The sequence below is a fragment of the Streptomyces sp. NPDC002513 genome (genome assembly GCF_053595355.1).
This window is the reverse complement of sequence record NZ_JBSFXK010000041.1, coordinates 1-21,370: the sequence shown is the minus strand read 5'-3', so window position 1 is coordinate 21,370 and position 21,370 is coordinate 1. Positions and strand designations below refer to the sequence as shown.

17 protein-coding genes and 1 pseudogene are annotated in these 21,370 nt (G+C 70.1%); 12 read left to right on the top strand and 6 right to left on the bottom strand.

The window, feature by feature from the left end:
• Positions 1–109 precede the first annotated feature (109 nt).
• Together mhpA and ACWD5Q_RS24280 are read right to left on the bottom strand one after the other, a co-directional pair.
• Positions 110–1,669 (bottom strand): bifunctional 3-(3-hydroxy-phenyl)propionate/3-hydroxycinnamic acid hydroxylase MhpA, encoded by a 1,560-nt coding sequence (gene mhpA / locus ACWD5Q_RS24285; protein WP_451429132.1) that lies wholly within the window; start codon positions 1,667–1,669, stop codon positions 110–112.
• A 29-nt stretch (positions 1,670–1,698) separates the two neighbouring features.
• Positions 1,699–2,946 carry a cytochrome P450 gene (locus ACWD5Q_RS24280; RefSeq protein WP_451429131.1) on the bottom strand — a complete coding sequence of 416 codons (1,248 nt, stop codon included), beginning with the start codon at positions 2,944–2,946 and terminating at the stop codon, positions 1,699–1,701.
• Positions 2,947–3,399: 453 nt separating this feature from the next.
• On the opposite strand from ACWD5Q_RS24280, the gene ACWD5Q_RS24275 reads away from it, so the two are divergent.
• The 6 genes from ACWD5Q_RS24275 to ACWD5Q_RS24250 all read left to right on the top strand — a co-directional run bounded on the left by ACWD5Q_RS24275 (position 3,400) and on the right by ACWD5Q_RS24250 (position 8,084).
• A complete protein-coding gene (locus ACWD5Q_RS24275; RefSeq protein WP_451429154.1) occupies positions 3,400–4,056 on the top strand; it encodes a mycothiol-dependent nitroreductase Rv2466c family protein in 657 nt (218 codons plus the stop codon).
• A gap of 114 nt (positions 4,057–4,170) precedes the next feature.
• The gene (locus tag ACWD5Q_RS24270; protein WP_451429130.1) at positions 4,171–4,578 is read left to right on the top strand and encodes a DUF2628 domain-containing protein; all 408 of its coding nucleotides are present in this window, start codon (positions 4,171–4,173) and stop codon (positions 4,576–4,578) included.
• A complete protein-coding gene (locus ACWD5Q_RS24265) occupies positions 4,575–4,787 on the top strand; it encodes an MbtH family protein (RefSeq protein ID WP_451429129.1) in 213 nt (70 codons plus the stop codon). The genes ACWD5Q_RS24270 and ACWD5Q_RS24265 overlap by 4 nt, the downstream gene beginning before the upstream one ends.
• Before the next feature lie 51 nt (positions 4,788–4,838).
• Entirely contained in the window at positions 4,839–5,516 is a 678-nt protein-coding gene (locus ACWD5Q_RS24260) for a class I SAM-dependent methyltransferase (RefSeq protein WP_451429128.1), read from the top strand.
• A 27-nt stretch (positions 5,517–5,543) separates the two neighbouring features.
• Entirely contained in the window at positions 5,544–6,281 is a 738-nt protein-coding gene (locus tag ACWD5Q_RS24255) for an SDR family NAD(P)-dependent oxidoreductase (protein ID WP_451429127.1), read from the top strand.
• A 45-nt stretch (positions 6,282–6,326) separates the two neighbouring features.
• Positions 6,327–8,084 (top strand): non-ribosomal peptide synthetase, encoded by a 1,758-nt coding sequence (locus ACWD5Q_RS24250; RefSeq protein WP_451429126.1) that lies wholly within the window; start codon positions 6,327–6,329, stop codon positions 8,082–8,084.
• A 148-nt stretch (positions 8,085–8,232) separates the two neighbouring features.
• On the opposite strand, the gene ACWD5Q_RS24245 is transcribed toward ACWD5Q_RS24250, so the two are convergent.
• Positions 8,233–8,988 carry a dienelactone hydrolase family protein gene (locus tag ACWD5Q_RS24245; RefSeq protein ID WP_451429125.1) on the bottom strand — a complete coding sequence of 252 codons (756 nt, stop codon included), beginning with the start codon at positions 8,986–8,988 and terminating at the stop codon, positions 8,233–8,235.
• Between the two features lie 18 nt (positions 8,989–9,006).
• Positions 9,007–10,584: an FAD-dependent monooxygenase gene (locus ACWD5Q_RS24240; protein ID WP_451429124.1), complete on the bottom strand. Its 1,578-nt coding sequence runs from the start codon at positions 10,582–10,584 to the stop codon at positions 9,007–9,009.
• A gap of 104 nt (positions 10,585–10,688) precedes the next feature.
• Here ACWD5Q_RS24240 and ACWD5Q_RS24235 point away from each other — a divergent pair, with 104 nt between their 5' ends.
• From ACWD5Q_RS24235 to ACWD5Q_RS24215, 5 genes are all read left to right on the top strand, one after another.
• On the top strand, positions 10,689–11,711 hold the full coding sequence (locus ACWD5Q_RS24235) for an NADPH:quinone reductase (RefSeq protein ID WP_451429123.1): 1,023 nt from the start codon (positions 10,689–10,691) through the stop codon (positions 11,709–11,711).
• 91 nt (positions 11,712–11,802) lie between these two features.
• Positions 11,803–13,065 carry a cytochrome P450 gene (locus tag ACWD5Q_RS24230; protein ID WP_451429122.1) on the top strand — a complete coding sequence of 421 codons (1,263 nt, stop codon included), beginning with the start codon at positions 11,803–11,805 and terminating at the stop codon, positions 13,063–13,065.
• Between the two features lie 55 nt (positions 13,066–13,120).
• Positions 13,121–14,722, top strand: a complete 1,602-nt coding sequence (locus ACWD5Q_RS24225; protein ID WP_451429121.1) for a class I adenylate-forming enzyme family protein — start codon at positions 13,121–13,123, stop codon at positions 14,720–14,722.
• Between the two features lie 68 nt (positions 14,723–14,790).
• Entirely contained in the window at positions 14,791–16,440 is a 1,650-nt protein-coding gene (locus tag ACWD5Q_RS24220; protein ID WP_451429120.1) for a class I adenylate-forming enzyme family protein, read from the top strand.
• Between the two features lie 178 nt (positions 16,441–16,618).
• Positions 16,619–18,151 carry an acyl-CoA carboxylase subunit beta gene (locus ACWD5Q_RS24215; RefSeq protein ID WP_451429153.1) on the top strand — a complete coding sequence of 511 codons (1,533 nt, stop codon included), beginning with the start codon at positions 16,619–16,621 and terminating at the stop codon, positions 18,149–18,151.
• 57 nt (positions 18,152–18,208) lie between these two features.
• On the opposite strand, the gene ACWD5Q_RS24210 is transcribed toward ACWD5Q_RS24215, so the two are convergent.
• Together ACWD5Q_RS24210 and ACWD5Q_RS24205 are read right to left on the bottom strand one after the other, a co-directional pair.
• A complete protein-coding gene (locus ACWD5Q_RS24210) occupies positions 18,209–18,973 on the bottom strand; it encodes an alpha/beta hydrolase family protein (protein WP_451429119.1) in 765 nt (254 codons plus the stop codon).
• Positions 18,974–19,210: 237 nt separating this feature from the next.
• Positions 19,211–20,455, bottom strand: coding sequence for an MFS transporter (locus ACWD5Q_RS24205; RefSeq protein ID WP_451429118.1), 1,245 nt, complete (start codon positions 20,453–20,455; stop codon positions 19,211–19,213).
• 435 nt (positions 20,456–20,890) lie between these two features.
• On the opposite strand from ACWD5Q_RS24205, the pseudogene ACWD5Q_RS24200 reads away from it, so the two are divergent.
• Positions 20,891–21,370 (top strand): annotated as a pseudogene (locus ACWD5Q_RS24200) (GNAT family N-acetyltransferase); the annotation flags it as partial.

Below are 21,370 nucleotides of genomic sequence, written 5' to 3'. Positions count from 1 at the left end.
GCCGCGCCCCGGGATCTGAGTACGGTTCGTCCGGTGTCGGCGTAGACCTCTCGACGCTAGGACGCGGGCCTGGTGGCTGAGATCCCTCAGCCTGACGGGACTTGGGCCGTCAGCCGGCGTGAAGCCGCCCCAGCAGACCGTCGACCAGCCCGGCGACGCCGCCGGGGCCCGCCGTTCCGTAGACGTGGAAGTCCGGCCGGACGAGGACCGACGACGCGGCACGGGCGGCGAGGTAGGCGTGGTATACGCCGTCCAGGTCGCGCACCCGACCGGGCAGCGGCCCCTGGTCCGCGCGCACCAGGTGCGCGACCTTCGCGCCGATCCCGGCCAGCAGGGCGCGCAGCGGCACGTCCAGAGCTTGCGGCGCCTCGGTCGTCAGGAGCACGAAACCGCGTCCTACGAGGTCGTCCAACTCGCCTGACACGCCGTTCACTTCGACTCGTCCCGCGACCATCACCTCGCCGCCGCCCCGTCCGTCGGCGGTGCTCTGGAGCACGCCCGCGGTCAGCGGCACCGCCTCGGGCGCCCCGCCGGTGCGGCCGGCTCCGCTCCTGGCCATCGCCCCGTCACGGTCGGCCGCTGCGGACGGGTCGGTCACACAGATGACCCGGCCCAGCTTGACCGAGGCTGTGACGGCGGCCTTGGTGTGGCCGCGCCGTTCGACCGTGTAGCTGTCCAGCAGCCGCTCGGACGCCCGGCCGTCAAGCACCAGATCCAGCTTCCACGCCAGATTGCTGACATCCCGTATGCCCGAGCACATGCCCTGCCCGGCGAACGGCGGCATGAGGTGGGCCGCGTCCCCGGCGAGCAGGATGCGGCCCGCCCGCCACTGGTCGGCCCACATCGCACGGGACTGATAGGTGCCCGCGCGCAGCAGCGTCGCGGTGTCCGGCGTGACACCGTGCGGCTTCAGCAGCCGCCACGCCGTGGCGGGATCGGACAGCTCGGCGGAGGCCTCGTGCGGCAGCCGCATGAACTCCCAGCGGCGACGGCCAGGACCGCTGCCGACGAGGGTCGTGGGCCGGTCCGGATCGCACAGCTGCACATTGGTCGGCACGAACTCCCGCGGCTCGTGCAGCGACACGTCGCACAGCAGCCACTCGTACGAGAACCCGAGATCGGTGACCGACACCCCGGCATGCCCGCGGACCTCGCTGTTGGCGCCGTCGCAGCCGACCAGCCAGCGGCCGTGGTACGTGGTGGTGGTGCCGTCGGCGCTCCGGGCGGTGGCGGTGACGCCGGAGTCGGTCTGTGCGACGTCGACGACGCGCAGGCCGCGGTGCACGGTCACACCCGGCCGGTCGGCCAGCCGGGCGGCCAGCAGCTCCTCCAGGGCCGGCTGGTGCATGGTGTTCGCGTCCGGCCAGCCGTATCGACCGCGCCGCTCGAAGGCGATGTCCAGCAGGACCTGCCCGCTGCCGCCGCGCCACTGGTAGCCGGTCGCCGGATCCGAGATCCCCGGCAGTCCCGGGCCGACTCCGGCGGCCGCGAGCAGCCGGGCCGTCTCGCCGTCGAAGCTGGTGGCGCGCGGCAGCGGGAACACTTCGCGGTGCCGCTCGATGACGACGACCTGCCGGCCCGTGCGGGCCAGCAGGTTCGCGAGCACGGCCCCGGTCGGGCCGCAGCCGACGACGAGAACGTCCGCCGGCTCCTGTGGTGTGGCGGACACTACGGCGCCCTCTCTGTCGCTTCTCTCGGTCAACTGGCCGTGCGGGGGCGGGACTCGGGGATGAGGCGGGCGGGAAGTGCGCTCATGCCGTTGAGGATGCTGGAGTAGATCCAGCTCTCGGGGGCGGTCTGCTCGGCGTCGGCCACGAGGGTGCGCAGCGAGTCGAGGATCTCCTCGATCTCGATCCGGGCCAGCACATGGCCGAGGCACAGATGCGAGCCGAAGGCGAACGTCAGGTGCTTGTTGGGGGTGCGGTCGAGGCGGAACCGGTCGGGCTCGGCGAAGACGGTCTCGTCACGGTTGGCGGAGGAGATCCATACGCTGACCAGGTCGCCCTTGGCGATCTTCTGGTCGCCTATCTCGGTGTCGGCGAGGGCGGTGCGGCCGCCGTGCAGTGAGGGCACGGTCCACCTCAGGACTTCGTTGGCGGCGGTGTCGAGTCCGACGGTGCCGTCCTTGAGGGCCCGCCACTGGTCGGGGTGTTCGATGAGCGCCTTGAGACCGCCGGATATCGCGTGCCGTCCGGTTTCGTCGCCGCCGATGATGAGCCCGTAGCAGTTGGACATGAGGTCGGCGTCCTTGAGCCGCTCGCCGTTGATACGGCAGTTGGCCAGCAGGGTGACGACGTCGTCGGAGTCCTCGTTGCCGCGGCGGGTCTCGGCCAGGTCCGCGAAGTACAGCAGGATCTCGCTCTTGGCCCGCCAGTTCTCCTCGGCGGGCGCGTCGGCGTAGTCCGAGCTCCACGCGTGCGAGGTGAGTCCGAGCAGATAGCGCCGGTCTTCGTCGGGGACGTCCATCAGGCCGCAGATGGCCCCCAGGGGGACGTTCGCCGACACGTCGTGGACGAAGTCGCACTCCGGCTTCTCCATCGCCGCGACGATCAGCTCGTCGATGGTCTTGCGGATCGCCTGCCGGATGAGGGCCAGCCGGCGTTGTGAGAAAGCCGCGTTGAGGATATTGCGCAGCTGGGTGTGCTTGTCCCCGTCGGTGACCGCGAGCATCGAACCGGATGCCGAGTCGCCGCCGGTCAGCAACGTCGGCAGGGCGTTTCCGCCTTCCGTGGTGAAGCTTTCCTTCTTCCGGTACACCGCCATCGCGTCCGCATGGCGGGAAAACACCCAGAAACCCGGCTGGTCGCCGCGGGGCGGATGCCAGTAATAGGGGCGCTCGGCCCGCAACCGCCGCCAGACGTCTCCCAGTTCGTATTCGGCGTGCAGCACCGGATCGGCGAGATCGAGCGTGTCCAGATCCTCAGGGCTGACCAGCGTGCGCGTCATGACGAGAAGCCTCCACAAGAAATGCCCGGCAACGACCGAAAGACCGGGCCGCACCCCATATCCAAGGCAGCACCGACCCCGGCCATCGTATGAAGACCCCGTACGGAACACGATCCCCCAGCCAAGTAGTGCTTATTTCCCCTATCCGGATTCCGCCCGGATCTACCAGCCCGAGGGATGCGCCGCACTCGGCCGTATCCCTACGCTGAGCCCGTCAATACCGCCGCACCGAAAAGGACTTCGCAGCCTTTGTCGCGCATTGTCGCGCCCTGCGGAAGTCCGCCCTCAGACGCTCACCACGGCCCGCGCACAGCCCTGCCCGGCCGGCGGTGACGAGAGCGCCTCCCCGCACTCCGCACCCCCTGTCGGCGGTGCGGGGAGGCGCCGGCCCCTCAACGCTCCGAGGGCGAGCGTGCTCCGGAGTCTTCGCCGAGGAGATCCATGCCCGAAACCATGACCTCGTCCGTAGCCGAATCCGGCAGCACGCCCGTCGACTTCTGGTTCGATCCGCTGTGCCCGTGGGCCTGGATCACCTCCCGCTGGCTGGTGGAGGTGGCGAAGGTCCGGAACATCGAGATCCGCTGGCACGTCATGAGCCTCGCGATCCTCAACGAGGACGAGACGGACGGGCAGCCCGACGCCCACCGGGAGATGATCGCCGCCAAGACCTGGCCTCCGATCCGGGTGGTCACCGCCGCCTGGCAGCTGTACGGCGCCGGCGTGCTCGGTCCGCTCTACGCCGCGCTCGGCACCCGGGTCCACGACAACGGCGAGCGCCCGACCCCGCAGACCCTTGCGTGCGCCCTCGCGGACGCCGGCCTCCCCGCCGAGCTGCTCGCCCACGCCGGCCGGCAGGACTTCGAGTTCGAGGCCGTACTGCGCGCCTCCCACCGGGAGGGCATCGAGAAGGCCGGCCGTGATGTCGGCATCCCGGTCATCGCGCTCCCGGGCCCGGACGGCGAGCAGATCGCCTTCTTCGGCCCGGTCGTCTCGCCCGCCCCCAAGGGCGAGGAGGCGGCCCGGCTGTGGGACGGCACCGTGCTGGTGGCCTCGGTCCCCGGCTTCTACGAGATCAAGCGAACTCGCACCGCCGGGCCCCTTTTCGACTGAAGACCAACGAGCGCCTACCTGGACAGGGGATGTGCCGTCCGGCCGCCCCGCCCTAACGTTCCGAGCAAATTCCGGAGAGAAATCTCACCCCTACCTATCCGAGGTCCACAACACATGGTCACGCAAGCAGCTGTTTCGCCCAAGCTCTCGGCCAAGAAGCAGGCGCGGTTCGCCTTCTTCGAGACGTACGGCGGACCGCTTTCCCCCGCCTACAAGGAGGCCCTCCGGGCAAAGCCGTTCGCCCAGAGGCTTTTCTTCAACACCAACTGGTGGGCCTTCTTCTTCGGGCCGATCTATTTCTTCTCGCGCGGTATGTGGCGCAAGGGGACTGTCGTTCTGCTGGGGCTCATGGCCTACTTCTCGGCCGAGGTCTCGGCCGGTGTCCCGAAGACGTACCACTGGGTCGGCACCTGGACGAGCTTCGTCGTGATGTGGTGCGCCAACTACGCGGACTACCTCAAGACCACCAAGGGGACCGAGAGCTGGAACCCGTTCGAGGGCTTCCGGAACGGGCCGAAGTGAGCACCGATCCGTTCGACGACGCGGAAGGCGCGTACCTGGTGCTGGTCAACGGAGAAGGACAGCACTCGCTGTGGCCGTCCTTCGCCGGGACGCCGGCCGGCTGGACGGTGGCGCTGGGCGAGACCGACCGTACGGCCGCGCTGGAGTTCGTCGAGAGGAACTGGAAGGACCTGCGCCCCCGCGGCCTGATCGCCGCGACCAGGTCCTGACCACCCCGTCGGCTGTTGTCGCACACCCTCCTACCCGGAATGGCGATGGTCATGACGCAGAACCTGAAACCCCTGCTGGACTACTACGAGACCCCACGGTCCGCCAACGAGACGATCTATTCCATATGGGAGCGCGGTGAGGCGTTCAACGATTCGGTGACTCCCTCGACCTACGTCCCCGAATACCGCTCGCACCTCGTCCTGAAATTTCTTTCGCTGACCCGAGAAGGGAGCAAGGTCTTCTCCTTCGGCTGCGGCAACGCTGCCGTCGAAGGCGCGCTGGTGGAGCACGGACGGCAGGTCAGCGCCATCGACGTCTGTCCGGAAGCCGTCGCGCTCGCCACCCTGAAGGGCGTCGACGCGTTCACCACCGACTACTTCGAGCTCCCCTCCGAAGAAGTCGCGGACTGCCACGCGATATACGCCGACGGATTCCTCGGCCACCTCTTCGACAGCGTGACGGGGATCGAGCCCGCCCTGCAGAAGCTCAAGGAACTGGACCTGAAGCCGGGAACTCTCCTGCTGTTCTCGAACGACGCACCGCCGGACCGGAACACCCCGTTCGTGGCGCACGAGCGGGTCGAGGACTTCTGGTACCTCTCGAAGGACTATCTGGCGGCCCAGCTGTACGGTGCCGGCTTCGAGATGCTGGAGTCCTACTACTTCCCGTACGTCCGTCCCCTCAGCGGGCTGCGCAATCGCACCATCGTCGTGGCGCGGGTTCCCTGATGCCGGCACCCGATGGTGCCGGTCACCATGTCGCCGGGCGCTGACCCGGCGCCCCCGCGTGCGGGGCGCATCGCGCTGGTGAACGGCGGCGCCTCGGCGGCAGGAGCCGCGGTCGCCCTGCGGCTCGCGGAACTGCGGATGGATGTGGCCCTCCTCGATCCGGCCGCCGGCTCCTGTGCGGGGCTCCTCGCCCGGATCAGGGACCGGGGCGGACGGGCGATGGCCATCGCAGCCGACGCCGCGGATCGTGGGGCGGTCGAGTCGGCGGTCGCCGATGTGACCGCCGCCTGGGGCGAGCCGAGTGTGCTGGTCAACGCCGTCCGCGCCACCGCCGACGAGCCGCTGTGCGACATGTCCGACGAGCAGTGGGAGGCGGCGACCGTACGCCCGCTGCGCGGGGTCTTCGCCGCCGCACGGCTGCTGGCCGACGCGATGGCGGAGTCCGGCTGGGGCCGCATCATCACCCTTGCGCCCCCGCCCGCCGGTGGATCGGAACCCGCGACACTGCGGGCCGGACTGGAAGGTTTCACGAAGACGATCGCACTGGAGTTGGAAGCATTCGGCGTCACCGCCAACCTGATCGCGCCGAGAAGGCCGCAGGCCGGCATCGGTTCGGGTCATGCGTCGGGCGACCTTCGGGATGACGAACTCCAGGATGCAGACACCCATTACGCGCAGGCTGTCGCCGATGCGGCAGCCGCGCTGCTGGGTGCGGAAGCGGTCACTGGACAGGTCGTGTACGTCGGCACCGACGCGACGGCCTGAAGAAGCGAGCGATGACCGGAGGTCAACGAAGCAATGAAGCTGGATGTGTCCGATCAGCCGGTTGCCACCCTGGCGCGGCTGTTTGAGCAGCGGCTCGCAGCCGGCGCCGAGGGCGAAGCACTGAACGTGGCCGGCGCCGCACTCTCCTACGACGAAGTCAACCGGCGGGCGAACCGGCTGGCGAGGCTGCTGGCACAGCGTGGGGCAGGTCCGGAGAAGATCGTCGCCCTGGCCTTCCCGCGCTCGGCCGAGATGGTGGTCGCCGTCCTCGCCACGGCCAAGACCGGCGCGGCATTCCTTCCTGTCGACCCGGAATACCCGCCCGAGCGGGTCGAGTTCATGCTCGGCGACGCATCGCCCGTGCTGGTCCTCACCGATCAAGCGACCAGGCGGCGGCTGCCCGGCGTACCCGATCTGATCGTCGTGGACGATCCCGCGGTGGTGGCGAAGACGGCGATGTACGCCGATGACGACCTCACCGGGGTCCCGGTGAGGCCCGACGCCCTCGCGTACGTCATCTACACATCGGGATCGACCGGGCGCCCCAAGGGCGTCGCCGTCACCCACCGCGGGCTCGCCGACCTGGCCGGGGCCAAGGTCGAGCGGATGGCGTTGGACGGGCGGAGCCGGGTACTGCAGTTCGCCTCTCCGAGCTTCGACGCGTACATCACCGAGCTGACCGCGACCTTCCGCAGCGGCGCCACGCTGGTGATTCCCCCGCCGGTCACGCTGGTGGGCGCGGCGCTCGAAGAGGTCATCGCCGAGCGGGGCGTCACCCATGTCGTCGTCCCGCCGGTGGCCGCGGCCAGCATTTCGCCCGCCGCGGTGCCGGGCCTGCGCTGCCTTGTCCTGGCGGGCGAGGCCAGTACCGGCGAGCTGGTCGAGCGGTGGGCCGACGCGACGCGCGTCATCAACGCCTACGGCCCGACCGAGGCGACGGTGTGCGCCACCATGACGCAGCCGCTGACAGGCGGCACGACCGTGCCGATCGGCGTGCCGATCAAGGGCGTGACCTGCTACGTACTCGACGAACGCCTACGGGCGACGGCGCCCGGCGTGCGAGGCGAGCTCTATCTGGCGGGCGGTGGACTGGCCCGCGGCTACCTCGGCCAAAGGGCGCTGACGGCTTCGCGTTTCGTCGCGGATCCGTTCGCGGCGGACGGGTCCCGGATGTACCGCACGGGCGACCTGGTCTCCGTACGGACGGACGGCGCTCTGGACTTCCACGGCCGCGCCGACGACCAGATCAAGCTCCGCGGGTTCCGTATCGAACTGGGCGAGGTGGAGTCGGCCCTGGCCGGCCACCCGTCGGTCGGCCAGGTGGTCGCCGTGGTCCGCGAGGACACCCCCGACGCCCGGCGGATCGTCGCCTACGTCATCCCGGCCGCGGGCACCGCACCCACGGCCGGGGATCTCAGGCAGCACGCGGCGGGCTTCCTGCCGACGCACATGGTGCCCGCCGCGTTCGTGCTGCTGAGTGCCTTTCCGCTGACCCCGAGCGGAAAGCTCGACCGTGCGGCGCTGCCGGCCCCCGTCACGGAGGCCGCACCGGCCGGCCGCGCACCCGCCAACGCCGAGGAGGAGTTCTTCTGCGCGCTCTTCTCGGAACTGTTCGACGGCGCCGAGGTGACTGCGGAGAGCAACTTCTTCGAGCTCGGCGGGGACAGCATGCTCGCCGTGTCGGTGATCAGGAAGGCGCGGCGGGCCGGTCTGTCGATCTCGCCGCGGTCCGTCATCGAGCAGCCGACCGTCGAGGCGCTGGCCACGGTCGCACGGCAGAACAGGGCGAAGGCCCCGGTCTGAGCCGAAGCCTGAGCCTGCCCCGGTGAAGGGGGTGGTGTCGGTGCCGAATTGATGATTCGCCACCGACACCACCCCCCTTTCTCTGACGGACCACGCGAAATCGGCCGCCCGGGTCTGCTGGCCCGGGCGGCCGATTTCGCATGATGCGTCAGGCCGGCGAAGGAACCGCCTGAACGAGATGCCGAGCGAAGAACTGCAGGTCGCTGTCGGCCTCGAACCGGGGCACCTGGTGATGTGTGCCCGCATTGGCGTGCAAGGTCTTCTCCTTCGAACCGAAGGCGTCGAACAGGGCGAGGCCGTCCTCGCGCGGAATGTCCGTGTCGTGCCACTGGAGCAGCAACTGGATCGGGGCGATGACCCGCCCCGCCGCCTGGAGCATGGAGTCGCTGCAGAAGAAGCAGCGGAACACGGCGGCGGTGATCCGGGGCTCGACCGCCATCAGATGCACCCCGGTCACGGTGCTCAGCATCGCGCCGGAGTAGCCGACCGGGTGCCGTCCGATCTCCGGCAGTTCCTGGAGGGCGTCCAGGGTCGCCTGCCACTCCGGCACGGCACGCTCCGCCAGTTCGGCGCCGTACTCGACAACGACCCCGGCGATCGACTCGCCCTCGGCCTTCGCGCGCTCCAGCGCGGCCCACTGCTGTTCGTCCCGCGCCGTGGGCGGACGGTCACCGTGCCCGGGCAGGTCGATGGCGGCGACGCTGTATCCGAGGCCGGTCGCCAACTGGCGGGCCCGGACCAGGACTCCCGGTGATCGCTTGTGCTGGCCGCCACCGTGACCCAGCAGGACCAGCGGCGCGGGGCCCGAGCCGGACGCGGGTGACCAGAGCACCCCGGGAACCCCGTCCACGGTGAAGTCGCGTTCAACGACACCGTCGGACGAGGTCTCTGCGGTGAAGTGCATTGGCGTGGCCCTCCTTCCTTACGCAACCGTGCGCTTGACGATGTCCAGGAGCGTCGACGGGGACAGGTCCTCGTCGGAGCGGGCCAGGACGTGCTGGTCGGGGCGGACGAGCAGGGCGCCGCCGGCGGGGAGGCCGACCTCGTCGCGCCAGGCGTCGGGGGTCTCTGTCGTCGTGGGATCGACGTGGAGGAAGGAGATGTCCAGGCCGGTCGCGGTGCGGACATCGGCCACGGCGGTCTGCCACGCGTCGATGTCGTCGTCGGCCAGCACGGTGAAACCGGGACCGCAGACGTCCAGCGTGGAGTACTTGCGGCCGACGGTGGTGATCCAGACGTGCGGGACACGCGTTCCGGTCTGGCCGGCCAGCGTCTCGACGTGGAGCTCGGACGAGCCGTAGCGGAACCGGGTCATCGTCGGCTCCATGCCGATCAGAGTCGCCAACGAGGCCGCGTTCTCGGGGGTTTCGACGCCGAAGCGAGCCTGGAAGTCGTTCATCACCGCGGACTGCTGCGCCGCGATGATCGCCCGCTGGCGGCGCTCCGCCCGGTAAGTGTCCAGCAGTCCGTCACCGGCCTGGTCGGCCAGCACGGCGGCCAGCTTCCAGACGAGGTTGTGGACATCGCCGACGCCCACGTTCGGGGCGTAACCACCCCACGGCGGCTGGCGGTGCGCCGCGTCGCCCGCGATGAAGACCCGCCCCTGCCGGTACTGGTCGGCGACGAACGAGCCCGTGTCCCAGACCTCACGCTTCAGCACCTCCACGTCGAAGTCGCCCGCGCCGACGGCGGTGCGGATGAGGTCGGCGCACCGCTCCACGGGATAGTCCGCCAGGGTTTCCCGCGTGGGGTCGTACTCGATGTACAGCGACCACTCGTCGTCGAAGTTCGTCGACGCGATCATTCCGCGGACGGTGTCGCCCAGGAGCCGGCACTGGCTGAAGGAGAGCTCGGCGACCTTCTCGCCGAGGTCGGCACGGAAGTACGTACTGATGTAGTGCTCGGACGCGGGCAGTTCCCACCCGCCGGTGCCGAAGGCGTCGCGCACCGGACCGTTGCCGGCCTCGACGACGAGCAGGTAGTCCGCCCGCAGCGTGCTGCTGCCGTCGGGGCCCTGGAGGGTCGCGGTCACGCCTTCGGCGTCCGCCGCGAAGGCGGTGAGCTCGGTACCGAGGCGCACATCGCAGCCCTGCTCACGAGCGATCTTCAGGAGTACCTGCTCGGCTTCGGACTGCGGAGCGAACAGGAACCTCGACGGGCTGAGCTCGTCACCCTTGTAGCCGCGCGGCGCGACCTCCATCGGCTCAGACGTCATCACGGTGGCGCCGATGCGCACACCCAGTGCGCCCTGCTTCCTCGAAATGAAGGCGTCCGCCGTCTCTGCCATGCTGTCTTCAATGCCCAACTGGCGGAATATCTCCGTAGTGCGTTTGTGCACGCCGCGCGCCTTGGGCCGCGGAGAAAGGCCGTCCCCCTTGTCGACGAGAACGAAATCGACGCCGTGAAACTGAAGCATCAGCGCGGCCGAAAGACCGGGCATGCCGCCGCCCACGACGAGAACCGGTACGTGGGCATGGCTCGAAGAGTCCTGTGGGTTCATGACGGCATGGTTGCGCAGCCGTCCACCGCCCCCCATCCCCCACTCTGACAGCCTGGGGCCGTACCCCGTTGGCAGCCTGGCCACCGGTGGTTAGTGTCGTCGAGATGAAGGCAATTGTTTATTCATCGGTGGGCGGCTGCGACGTCCTTCAATTCGTGGAGCGAGAGGTACCTGAGCCGGGACCGGGAGAGGTCAGGGTCAGGGTTCTCATATCCGGGGTGAATCCGACGGACTGGAAATCCCGGCAGTTCGGCCATGTCAACGGCGCATTGATGTTCCCGGAAGTCATCCCACACCACGACGGCAGCGGGGTGATCGACTCCGTCGGCCCCGGCGTCGACCGGTCGCGGACCGGAGAGCGGGTGTGGATCTGGGAGGCGGGGTGGCGGCGTGCCCACGGCACGGCCGCGGAGTATGTGGTGCTGCCGGCGCACCAGGCCGTCCCGCTGGCCGAGGACGCCTCGTTCGAGGTCGGCGCGAGCCTCGGGCTGCGCACGATGGCCGCGCACCGCTGCCTGATGTCCGTCCGGCGCGGCCCCGACCGGCTCGGTCCCGGCGCCCTCGACGGGTGCACCGTACTCGTCGCCGGTGGCGCGGGTGGGGTCGGGCAGGCCGCGATCCAGCTGGGGAACTGGTCCGGGGCCACCGTGATCGCGACGGTCGGCAGCGTGGAGAAGGCCCGACTGGCCCGCGCGGCGGGCGCGTTGCACACGGTCGACCGCCGCTCGGACACAGCGGCCGATCAGATCCGCGCCGCCGCGCCCGGCGGGGTGGACCTGATCGTCGAAGTGGCGGCGGCGGCCAACGCAGCCACCGACCTCGCCGTCCTCGCCCCGAACGGCACAGTCGCCGCCTACGGGACCGAAATGGACGCCCAGTTGACGCTGCCGGTCCCGCAGCTGATCGGGCGCAATCTGAGCTACCGGTTCGTCCTGGCGCTGACCATGCCGGCGGCCGACAAGGAGCTCGCCGTCGCCGATGTCGCCGCTGCCGTGGCCGCGGGAGCTCTCGGCGTCGGCGAGGAGGCCGGGCTGCCGCTGCGACGGTTCCCCCTGCGGCAGACCGGCGAGGCGCAGGACGCGGTCAAGTCCGGGGCCGTGGGCAAGGTGCTGGTCGATATCGGCTGAACCCGCCGACTGTGCGGGTGAGGGATGTGCCGCCGGTCGGCGCCGACCTAGCGTGCCGGGCACAGGATCCGAACTGACGAGGAGACAGACCATGACGGTGCCGGTGGACGCCGAGGACCTGGTGCGCCTGGTGACGGCGCCCGGCACACACGGTGAACCATTCGCCCACTACCAGCAGTTGAGGCGGCTGACCCCGGTGTACCGCAGCGAGCGCCTGGGGATGACGCTGGTCACGGGACAGCCCGAATGCCACCAAGTGCTGACCGACAAGCAGACGTTCCAGGTCATCGACGCCGCCTGGATGAAGGAGAAGATGCCCGGCTGGACACCGTCCGCCAGCCAGGAGCAGTTCTTCTCCTCCTTGTTCTTCCGCAACCCGCCCGAGCACACCCGGCTGCGCGCCCAGCTCTCCCGCGGCTTCGCGAGCCGTCAGTTGCGGCAGTTGGGCCCGATGGTCGAGCAGCAGGCCAAGGCCGCCTTCGACCGTCTGCTCCGTACGACGTCACAGACCGTCGACTTCCAGGAACTGGTCTCCGTGCCGCTGAGCCTGGCCGCCCTCGGCGGGCTGCTCGGCGTGCCGGCGGCCGAGCAGGAGCGCTGCTGGAAGCTGCTGCTCGAAGCGATGCCGCAGCCCGACCCGAGGGCGGACGAGGCGACACGGCAGGCCGTTCAACGGCAGGCCGACCAGGCCGCGCTGACGCTGTCCGAGTACCTCGAGCAGCTCGTGGCCGCCAAGCGCGCCCACCCCGGCGACGATTTGATCAGCGCGTACGTGACCGAGCAGAGCGACGCCCCGGACCGGCTGACCGACAGCGAACTGGCGATGGCGCTGCTGCCCATCCTCGGCGCGGGTGTCGCAGCGCTGAGCGCCACGCTCGGCAATGCCATGCACACCCTCCTGTCCGACCAGGACGCCCTGAAGCGCGTACAGAGCGGTGACTTCTCCGTGGAGCGGACCGTGGCGGAGATCTTCCGCTACTGCGGCGGATACCACGTGACCCGTCGGTACACGACCCGGGACGTCGAGTTGGACGGGAGCACGGTGCCCGCGGGGTCGGTGCTGGTACTGCTGCTGGGCGCGGCGAACCGCGATCCACACACGTTCCACGCGCCGGAGACCTTCGACATCGACCGGCCCGAAGCCGGCTCGCTCGCCTTCGGCGCGGGCATCCACCACTGCCTCGGAGCCGCGCTGTCGAAGCTGGTCGCCGAAGGTCTGTGCCGGGAGCTGCACAGGGTACCGGGGCTGCGCTCGGCCGGGGACACCGAGTGGCGGCCGGACATGCTGTTCTTCGGACCGGAGCGGCTGCCCGTGGCGATCGACGGCCGGCGACCCCGGGCAGCCGGCGCCTGAACTCCCCTTTGTCCCGCCGCATCTGACCGAACCCGAGCGAAGAAGACACCAGCCTATGAGCACGACGCATGAGCACTATGTCCAGCAGCTACTGACCCGGTTCGACGCCGACCGAGACTTTCCCGCGGTGGTCAGCAAGGGCGTCACCATCACCGCCGGCGAGGCAGCCGACGCCACCCGCCGTGCGGGCGCGGCGATGAGCGCGCGGGGCATCACGCGTGGCTCCGTGGTCGCCATCCTGACCGAGCCGAACACCGCGGCCACGCTGATCCTGCGCTGGGCCGCCAACCTGGTGGGCGCCACCGCCGCGCATGTCCGCGGCATCAACGCGGCCCTCCCGGACGACGAGCTCGGGCTGGAGTCGCAGCGTGCTGTCCTCTCCGGCCTGGGAGCCGACCTGCTCGCGGTCGACCCGGCCCATGTGCCGCGGGCCCGCGACCTGTTGGCCGGTCTGGTCGCACCGCCGACAGCGGCCGTGTTCGGCGCCGCCGACCCGGACCTCATCGACCTCACCACCGGCTCGGGCACCGATGTCACAGCGTGCGCGGACCTCACCGACGACGACCTCGCGGTGATCACTCTGACCAGCGGGTCGAGCGCCGAACCCAAGGGCGTCTGCTGGAGTTTCGGGGTCAAGAACGAGATGATCACGTCCGCCGCGAGCCGCAGTGCCGAGGCGACCTTCCTGATCACCGCACCGTTGACCCACTCCAGCGGATTCGGTGCGGACGACACGCTCATGACTGGCGGCCGGGTGGTGCTCCGTGACGGGTTCGACGCCGAGGGTGTGCTCCGGGACGTCGCCGAACACCGCGTCACCCGGGTCATGCTCGGCGCCCCACAGGTGTACGCGTTGGCCGCGCACCCCGACCGGCCGGCCACCGACCTGTCCACCCTGCGCGAGCTCATCTACGGCGGGAGCCCCGCGGCGCCCCGCCGGCTGCGCGAGGCCTTCGACGTCTTCGGCCCGATTCTCATCCAGGTGTACGGCTCGACCGAGACCGGCGTGATCAGCATGCTGTTTCCGGACGACCACCGGGACATCGGCCGGTGCGGCTCGGTCGGCCGGCCCCTGGCTCCCGCCCGGTTCGCCATCCGTGACCCCGAAACCGGAGGCGAGGTGGCCGACGGCGGGATCGGTGAGGTGTGGAGCGCCCCTCCGTGGCTGACTTCCGGCTACTGGCACGCGCCGGAACTGACCGCGCGGACCATTCAGGACGGCTGGGTCCGCACCGGCGACCTGGGCCGCCTCGACGAGGACGGCTACCTCCGCCTGAGCGGACGGCTGTCCGACGTGATGAAGGTCAAGGGCATCAGAATCCACCCGGAGGACGTCGAGCGCGTCCTCAACGAGGGTCCCGGCGTGGCCCAGGCCGCGGTCTGCGGCGTGGAGACTGCCGACCGGGTGGAGCAGATCTACGCCGCCGTCGTCGCCCTGCCCGGCACCGCCGTCGACCCGGAGGCATTGCGCACCCACGTGTCCGAGGCGCTCTCGGACAACCATGTGCCGTCCGTGATCGACCCGTGCTCGTACATACCGGTGACCGGCACCGGCAAACCCGACCGTGCCTGGCTGCGAGCCCGTGCCCACGCGGCGCTGGGCCTGGAGAACTCCCGTACGCCGGCGGAAGCGCCCTCGGTCCTCGCCGGAAGTTGAGGACGAGGACGCCGTCCGCACGCGGCGACGACCGCCCGGACGCGTCGAGCGACACCTTTGGAGATCCCGTGAACCGAACCCCCGTCCGGCACATCGACCACATCCCCGCACGGCAGCGCCGCGCCTGGGCCGCCGCGGGCCTCTACCCGGACCGAGACCTGTACTCCCAGTTCCTCAGCCACGTCGAGCGCGATCCCACCGCACCCGCCGTGATCGACGCCGACGGCGTCGTCGGCTACGACGAACTCGACGACATGACCCGGCGGCTGGCCTCCGGCCTCACCCGCCTGGGGATCGGCGAGGGCGAAGTGGTGGCGGTGCAACTGCCCAACGGCCGGCTGGCCTGCGCGGCCGAACTCGCCGTGACCGCCCTCGGTGCCATCGTGCTGCCCTTCCCGGTGGGACGCGGCGAACGCGAGGCGGAGAATCTGCTGCGCCGGTCCGGGGCCATCGCCGTCATCACGGTCGCCGAACACCACGGGCATCCCTGCGCGGCCCGCATCAGCGAGCACATGGCCACCCTGCCGGGCCTGCGTGCCGTCATCGCCGCCGGCGGCGAGGTGGCGGGGTGCGTCCCGATCGAGACGCTGCTCGCCTGCGATGCCGGCGCATTCGTATACCGCGCGGTCGATCCCGACCTACCGGTACGCGTGCTGGTCACCTCCGGGTCCGAGGCTGAACCGAAGATGGTGCTGTACTCGCACAACGCCCTGTCCGGTGGCCGCGGCGCCCTGATGGGATCCCTGCACGACGATCCCGGCACCATGCGCAACTTCTTCCTCATGCCGCTGGGTTCGGCCTTCGGCTCCAGCGGCACCCCGGTCACCCTCGCGGCCTTCGGCGCGACCCTCGTCGTGCGGCCCGCCTTCGACGCCGCCGGCACGCTCGCCATGGTCGAGGCGGCCCGGGTCACCCATCTGTTCGGCGTACCCACGATGCTGCGCATGCTGCTGGACGAGCCGGCCATCCATGACACCGACCTCGGCAGCCTGCGCGCCGTCGTGATCGGGGGCGCCGCGCTGGACCCGGACACCGCACGTCGCGCCGCCGCGACCATGGACTGCGCGGTGGTGCCGATCTACGGCTCGGCCGACGGCGTCGGCTGCCACAACGGCCTCGCGGGCTTCGACGGCACCATCGGCCGCCCCAACCCCGCGGTGGTGGACATCCGGGCGGTGGACCAGGACGGAGTCCCCGTGCCGCCCGGCACGACCGGCGAGCTGGTCTCCCGGGGCCCGATGTCGCCGATGTGCTACTTCAACTCCCCTGAACTGGATCGCACGTTGCGCACCACCGACGGCTGGACCCGCACCGGAGACCTGGGCGTGTTCGACGAGCAGGGCCGTCTCGCGCTCGTCGGCCGGTGCAAGGACGTGGTCATCCGGGGAGGCCTCAACATCAGCCCGGCAGAGGTGGAATCGGTGCTGATCACCCACCCCGCCATACGCGATGTGGCCTGTGTGCCGGTACCCGACCCGCAGTACGGCGAGCGTATGTGTGCCTGTGTGGCCACCTCGGCGCGGCTGACGCTGACCGATCTGACCGGCCATCTCGCCGCTGCCGGGATGGAGCCGCGCAAGTTCCCGGAGCGGCTGCTGGTGCTGCCGGTCCTTCCCCTCGGCCCCGCCGGGAAGGTGGACCGGCGGGCTCTGCGCGTACAGGCGGCCGCATGCGTCGCCGACGGCACCCGGCGACCGCTGCAGGACGTGCGTGCGTGACCGCCCGAAGCCGAGCCATCCGCCACGGACTTGAAAGGGGAGAAGGGGCGACCGCTCGCGCCGTGCCCCGCCACCTATGACCATTGCCAGCGAAACCGAGGCGCTCCTCGTCGACGTCGCCGAGGAGTTGACGGGCCCGCCCACGGCGGCAGAGAAACTGGCGGACCTCCACCACCGCATGGAGAGCGCCGTGCAGCCGGGAAGCGCGGCCGCGGTCGCTCGGCAGCACGCGAACGGCCGGATGACCGCGCGTGAACGCATCGACGCGCTGCTCGACCCCGGCTCTTTCGAGGAACTCGACGCGCTGGTGCGGCACCGGTGCGCCGACCCCGTGATGGCGGCCCGCCGGCCCTACGGCGACGGGGTCGTCGTGGGCACCGGCACGATCAACGAGCGTACGGTCGCCGTCTTCAGCCAGGACGCCACCGTGTTCGGCGGAGCGCTCGGCGAGGCGCACGGCGCCAAGATCACCAAGCTGATGGAGCTCGCCGCCAAGATCGGCTGCCCGATCGTGGGCATCAACGACGGTGGCGGTGCCCGCATCCAGGAGAGCGTCGACACCCTGGCGCTGTACGGGGGAATCTTCTTCCGCAATGTCCGCTGCTCCGGCGTGGTGCCGCAAATCTCGCTGATCATGGGCCCGTGTGCCGGCGGCGGCGTGTACTCGCCCGCGCTGACCGACTTCATCGTCATGGTCGACAAGACCAGCAACATGTTCATCACCGGGCCGGACGTCATCAAGACCGTCACCGGCGAACAGGTCAGCCTGGAGGAACTCGGCGGCGGGAACCTGCACAACTCGCGCTCGGGTGTGGCGCACTATCTGGCTTCGGACGAGGAGGACGCGTTCGACTACGTCAGGGGCCTGCTGGACCATCTGCCGAGCAACAACCTGTCCGAGCCGAAGTCGTATCCCCCGCCGAGCCCGCCGGCGGGGGTGGGGCCCGATGGGCTCACGCCGACCGACCGGGAGCTCGAGCGGATCATCCCCGACTCGACCAACCAGGCGTACGACATGTACGAGGTGATCAGCCGCGTACTCGACGACGGCGAATTCCTCGAGGTCCACGCCCTGTTCGCACCGAACATCATCGTCGGGTTCGGCCACGTGGACGGCCGCAGCGTCGGAGTCGTCGCCAATCAGCCCCTGCACCTCGCCGGCTGCCTGGACATCGACGCCTCCACGAAGGCCGCACGGTTCATCCGTATCTGCGACTCCTTCAATGTGCCGGTGCTGTCCCTGGTGGACGTGCCCGGCTTCCTGCCCGGCACGGACCAGGAGTGGGAGGGCATCATCCGGCACGGCGCCAAGCTGGTCTACGCGTACGCGGAAGCGATGGTCCCGAAGATCACGGTCATCGTGCGCAAGGCCTACGGCGGTGCGTATGCCGCCATGGGCTCCAAGCACCTCGGCGCCGACATCAACCTGGCCTGGCCCACGGCGGAGATCGAGGTGATGGGCGCGCCGGGTGCGGTCAGCGTGCTCCACCGCAAGGAACTGGCGGGCCTGGACGGCGCCGAGCTGCTGGCCCGGCGCGCCCAGTTGGAGCAGAAGTACGAGGCGACGCCTTACGCCGACGCCGAGCGCGGGTACATCGACGCGGTGATCCCGCCTTCGCACACCCGCCGACGCGTCGGGCACGCCCTGCGGATCCTCGCCGACAAGCGCGTGGACGCGCTGCCCCGACGACACGGGAACATCCCGCTCTGACCGCCGGGGCCGCGATGCCGGTGCCCTGCCCGCAGGCCGGGCACCGGTTTCACCGTGTCAGGCCGATGTGGTGCGCGGTCCGACGAGATGCCGGGCGAAGAACCGGACCGCGCTGTAGGCCTCGAACCTGGGCACCTCCTTGTGTGCACCCGCGTTCGCGTGCAGCGTCTTCTCCTTCGAGGCGAAGGCGTCGAACAGCGCGAGCGCGGATTGGCGCGGGATGTGCTCGTCGTCCCATTGCATGTCGTACTCGATCGGGATGGTGATCCGCTTCGCCTTCTCGGCGAGGGAATCGGGCCAGTGCTGGCCGAAGACCGCGGCGGTGATCCTGGGTTCGACCGCCACCAGCGGCACCCCGATCGCGGTGCCCATATTGAGGCCGAAGTAGCCGACCGGCCCTTCCGCGCCGATCTCCGGGAGGTTCTGGAGGGCATCCAGGGTCGCTTGCCACTCGGGCACGGCGAGCTGTGCCAGGTGGTCGTTGTAACGGACGACGATCGGGCCGACGGGCTCGCCCGTCGCCATCGCCCGCTGCATGGCGTCGATCTCCTGCTCGTCGTACGCCGTGAGCGGCCGGTCGCCGTGGCCGGGCGCGTCGATGACGGCGACATGGAAGCCGCAGCCGTTCACGAGGAGGCCGGCCCGGCCGGACATCGCCGGGTGCTTCTTGTGGTTGCCGCCACCGTGGCCCAGCAGGACCAGGGGGGCTCGATCGGCGCCGGAAGCCGGTGACCAGAGGACACCGGGGATGTCGCCCACTGAGAAGTCACGCTCGACCACGCCGTTCGACGCAGACTGGGAAGTGAAATGCAGAGTGTTCATAGGTATTGCCCTTCGGGAGTGCCTGGTGTCGAAGCGCTCCCGGCGATACCTACGTCAATCGCCCGACCGTAACGGGAAGGGGGAGCACCCACACTGATGTCGCGTTCACGGGTCCCACCTCCTCGGTCGTTGTCACGGCGCTGCTGACGTTACCAGAGTTCGTTTGTCTCGTCAGTAGGAATCTTGCTGAACTGGCCGTCGCACCAAAGCCGTTGACTTCCGGCCGCAGCGGTCGCCTCACTCCGCGGCCGTCGCGGGTACGGGCTGCGCGCCGGTCGGTGCCACGGCCCTCGGCGTGCTGCGGCCGGTCAGGGCGAGTGCCGCCGCCACGGCCAGGCCACAGATACCGGCCACGACGGTCTGTACGCGGTAGTCGAAGCCGGCCACCATTCCGGTGCCCAGCAGCAGGGCGAGCCCGGTGGGCGCGTACATCAAGGTGCTCGCCGTCGCCGCGACCCGGCCGAGCAGCTCCGTCGGAGTCTCCTTCTGGACGGCCGTCATCGCCATGACGACCGGCCAGGGCACGCCCACGCCCAGTGCGAAGGTGCCGCCCAGCACGACGGGGAGCCAGGGGGTCGCCCGCGCCAGCACGCCGACGGCGAACAGGGCGAGTCCGGCCGCCGAGACGGCGCGCGCCGGCATCCGCCGCATCAGCACACCCGTCCCCACGCCACCGACCATCGATCCGAGCCCCTGGACCGTGGTCAGCACACCGGCGAAGGCCGCGGAGCGGTGCAGACCGCTGTCGAGCATCGCGAAGGTGGCCGTGGTACTCAGGCCCGCCAGCACCATGACCGTTCCGGCGGCGACGACCAGCGGGCGCAGCACGGGGTGACGCCACAGATAGCGGATGCCCTCGGCGGTCTCGGCGGTCCATGGCCCCCGCGCCCGGGCCCTGGGCGCGGCCTCCCGTACCCGGATCAGCTTGAAGGCGACAGCGGCCAGGATGAAGGTGACCGCGTCCACCAATGCCACCGTCGGCCCGCCGAACAGCGTGAACAGGCCTGCACCTGCGAGCGGTGCGACGAGCTTCATGGATTCGATGGCGGTGCGCACCAGGCCGTTGAACTCACCGCGCAGCTCAGCCGGCACAGCGGCGGCCATCAGGGCGGTCTCGGCCGCGTTCGTGAGGACCATGCCCACCCCGATCAGGGCCAGCACAGGGAAGAGCAGCCACACTTCGCCCTGCGAGCGCACAGTGAGCAGTACGGTCATCACGGCGGACAGGGCCAGGTTGGTGGCGATCAGCAGCGGGCGGCGGCGCACCCGGTCCGCCAGTGTGCCGATCGCGGGTCCTGCCAGCGTGGGCAGCCACATGCAGAAGGCGACGAGTGCGGCGAGGCTGTTCGACCCGGTGAGCGTCTTCACCCAGATTCCGGCGGCCAGCAGCATGGCCGCGTCGCCGAAGCCCGAGACGATCACCCCGCCCAGATACAGACGCGCGTTACGGTCCCGCACGGCCTTGAACATTCTCGAGCGCATGCCCTCTCCCTCGCACCGCACGCCAATTCGCTATCGGCTCACCGTAAGAATCCGGGGCGGGGCGCCACTATCCCCCGGCCTGACAGCGTGATCGGGCGAAGCCGTGAACTACCAACTCAGGGGATGTCCGGGGAAGTGTGCCGTATTACCGTTCGAGAACCCTCGCCGTCACCGGTGAGGCGACCCGACGGGCAGGATCTCCATGACTTCGGAAGACCTCAGCGATGCCACCCGCGGCGCACAACTCATGTTGCTGGACTCACAGCTCCTGCACCGAGAAATAAGGCAACTGATCACCACGGCCGGCGTCCTGCACGACGTGGTGGGTCTGGCTCTGCTGCCCGTCTTCTCGGCCATGGCAGCGAACCGGGCAGCCGGCCCTGCCGACAGTTCGCCGGGAGCGCCTCGACAAGGAATTCCCGAAAGGTAAGCCCTATGAATTCACTGCAGTCCACGCCCGGTACGAGCGATCACGCGACGGTGCTCGAGCGGGCCGCGCCGGGACACTGGCAGGCCCTCCAGGACGACCGACCGGTCGGTCGCGGCGAAACCTGGCGCAGGCTCGACGGACGCCTCTTCATCAGCATCGACACCTGGCACCCCGAGGCCTTCGACCAGCTCGCTACCGCCATGCTGGCCGAACTGCCCCGCCCCCTGCACACCATGGTCGACGAGACCGACACCGACCTCACCGCCCACTGGCAGCGCGCCGGCTTCACCACCCGCCGCCGCGAACGGCAATACCACCTGCCCACCAACCCGGCAACCACCGGACTCCACCCCGACACCCCCACCCCCGACGACATCACCGTCCTCCCCGTCGGCACCGCCGAGGAAGGACCCCTGCGCGAACTCGACCACGCCCTGCGCACCGAGATCCAGGCCACCCTCGGCTGGCACACCATGCCCGCCGAA

Excerpts from the sequence above, each read along its gene's own strand:
- ACWD5Q_RS24280 (WP_451429131.1), bottom strand. The coding sequence starts at position 2,946 with ATGACGCGCACGCTGGTCAGCCCTGAGGATCTGGACACGCTCGATCTC.
- ACWD5Q_RS24275 (WP_451429154.1), top strand. The coding sequence starts at position 3,400 with ATGACCTCGTCCGTAGCCGAATCCGGCAGCACGCCCGTCGACTTCTGG.
- ACWD5Q_RS24270 (WP_451429130.1), top strand. The coding sequence starts at position 4,171 with ATGGTCACGCAAGCAGCTGTTTCGCCCAAGCTCTCGGCCAAGAAGCAG.
- ACWD5Q_RS24260 (WP_451429128.1), top strand. The coding sequence starts at position 4,839 with ATGACGCAGAACCTGAAACCCCTGCTGGACTACTACGAGACCCCACGG.
- ACWD5Q_RS24255 (WP_451429127.1), top strand. The coding sequence starts at position 5,544 with ATGTCGCCGGGCGCTGACCCGGCGCCCCCGCGTGCGGGGCGCATCGCG.
- ACWD5Q_RS24245 (WP_451429125.1), bottom strand. The coding sequence starts at position 8,988 with ATGCACTTCACCGCAGAGACCTCGTCCGACGGTGTCGTTGAACGCGAC.
- ACWD5Q_RS24240 (WP_451429124.1), bottom strand. The coding sequence starts at position 10,584 with ATGAACCCACAGGACTCTTCGAGCCATGCCCACGTACCGGTTCTCGTC.
- ACWD5Q_RS24235 (WP_451429123.1), top strand. The coding sequence starts at position 10,689 with ATGAAGGCAATTGTTTATTCATCGGTGGGCGGCTGCGACGTCCTTCAA.
- ACWD5Q_RS24230 (WP_451429122.1), top strand. The coding sequence starts at position 11,803 with ATGACGGTGCCGGTGGACGCCGAGGACCTGGTGCGCCTGGTGACGGCG.
- ACWD5Q_RS24225 (WP_451429121.1), top strand. The coding sequence starts at position 13,121 with ATGAGCACGACGCATGAGCACTATGTCCAGCAGCTACTGACCCGGTTC.
- ACWD5Q_RS24215 (WP_451429153.1), top strand. The coding sequence starts at position 16,619 with ATGGAGAGCGCCGTGCAGCCGGGAAGCGCGGCCGCGGTCGCTCGGCAG.
- ACWD5Q_RS24210 (WP_451429119.1), bottom strand. The coding sequence starts at position 18,973 with ATGAACACTCTGCATTTCACTTCCCAGTCTGCGTCGAACGGCGTGGTC.
- ACWD5Q_RS24205 (WP_451429118.1), bottom strand. The coding sequence starts at position 20,455 with ATGCGCTCGAGAATGTTCAAGGCCGTGCGGGACCGTAACGCGCGTCTG.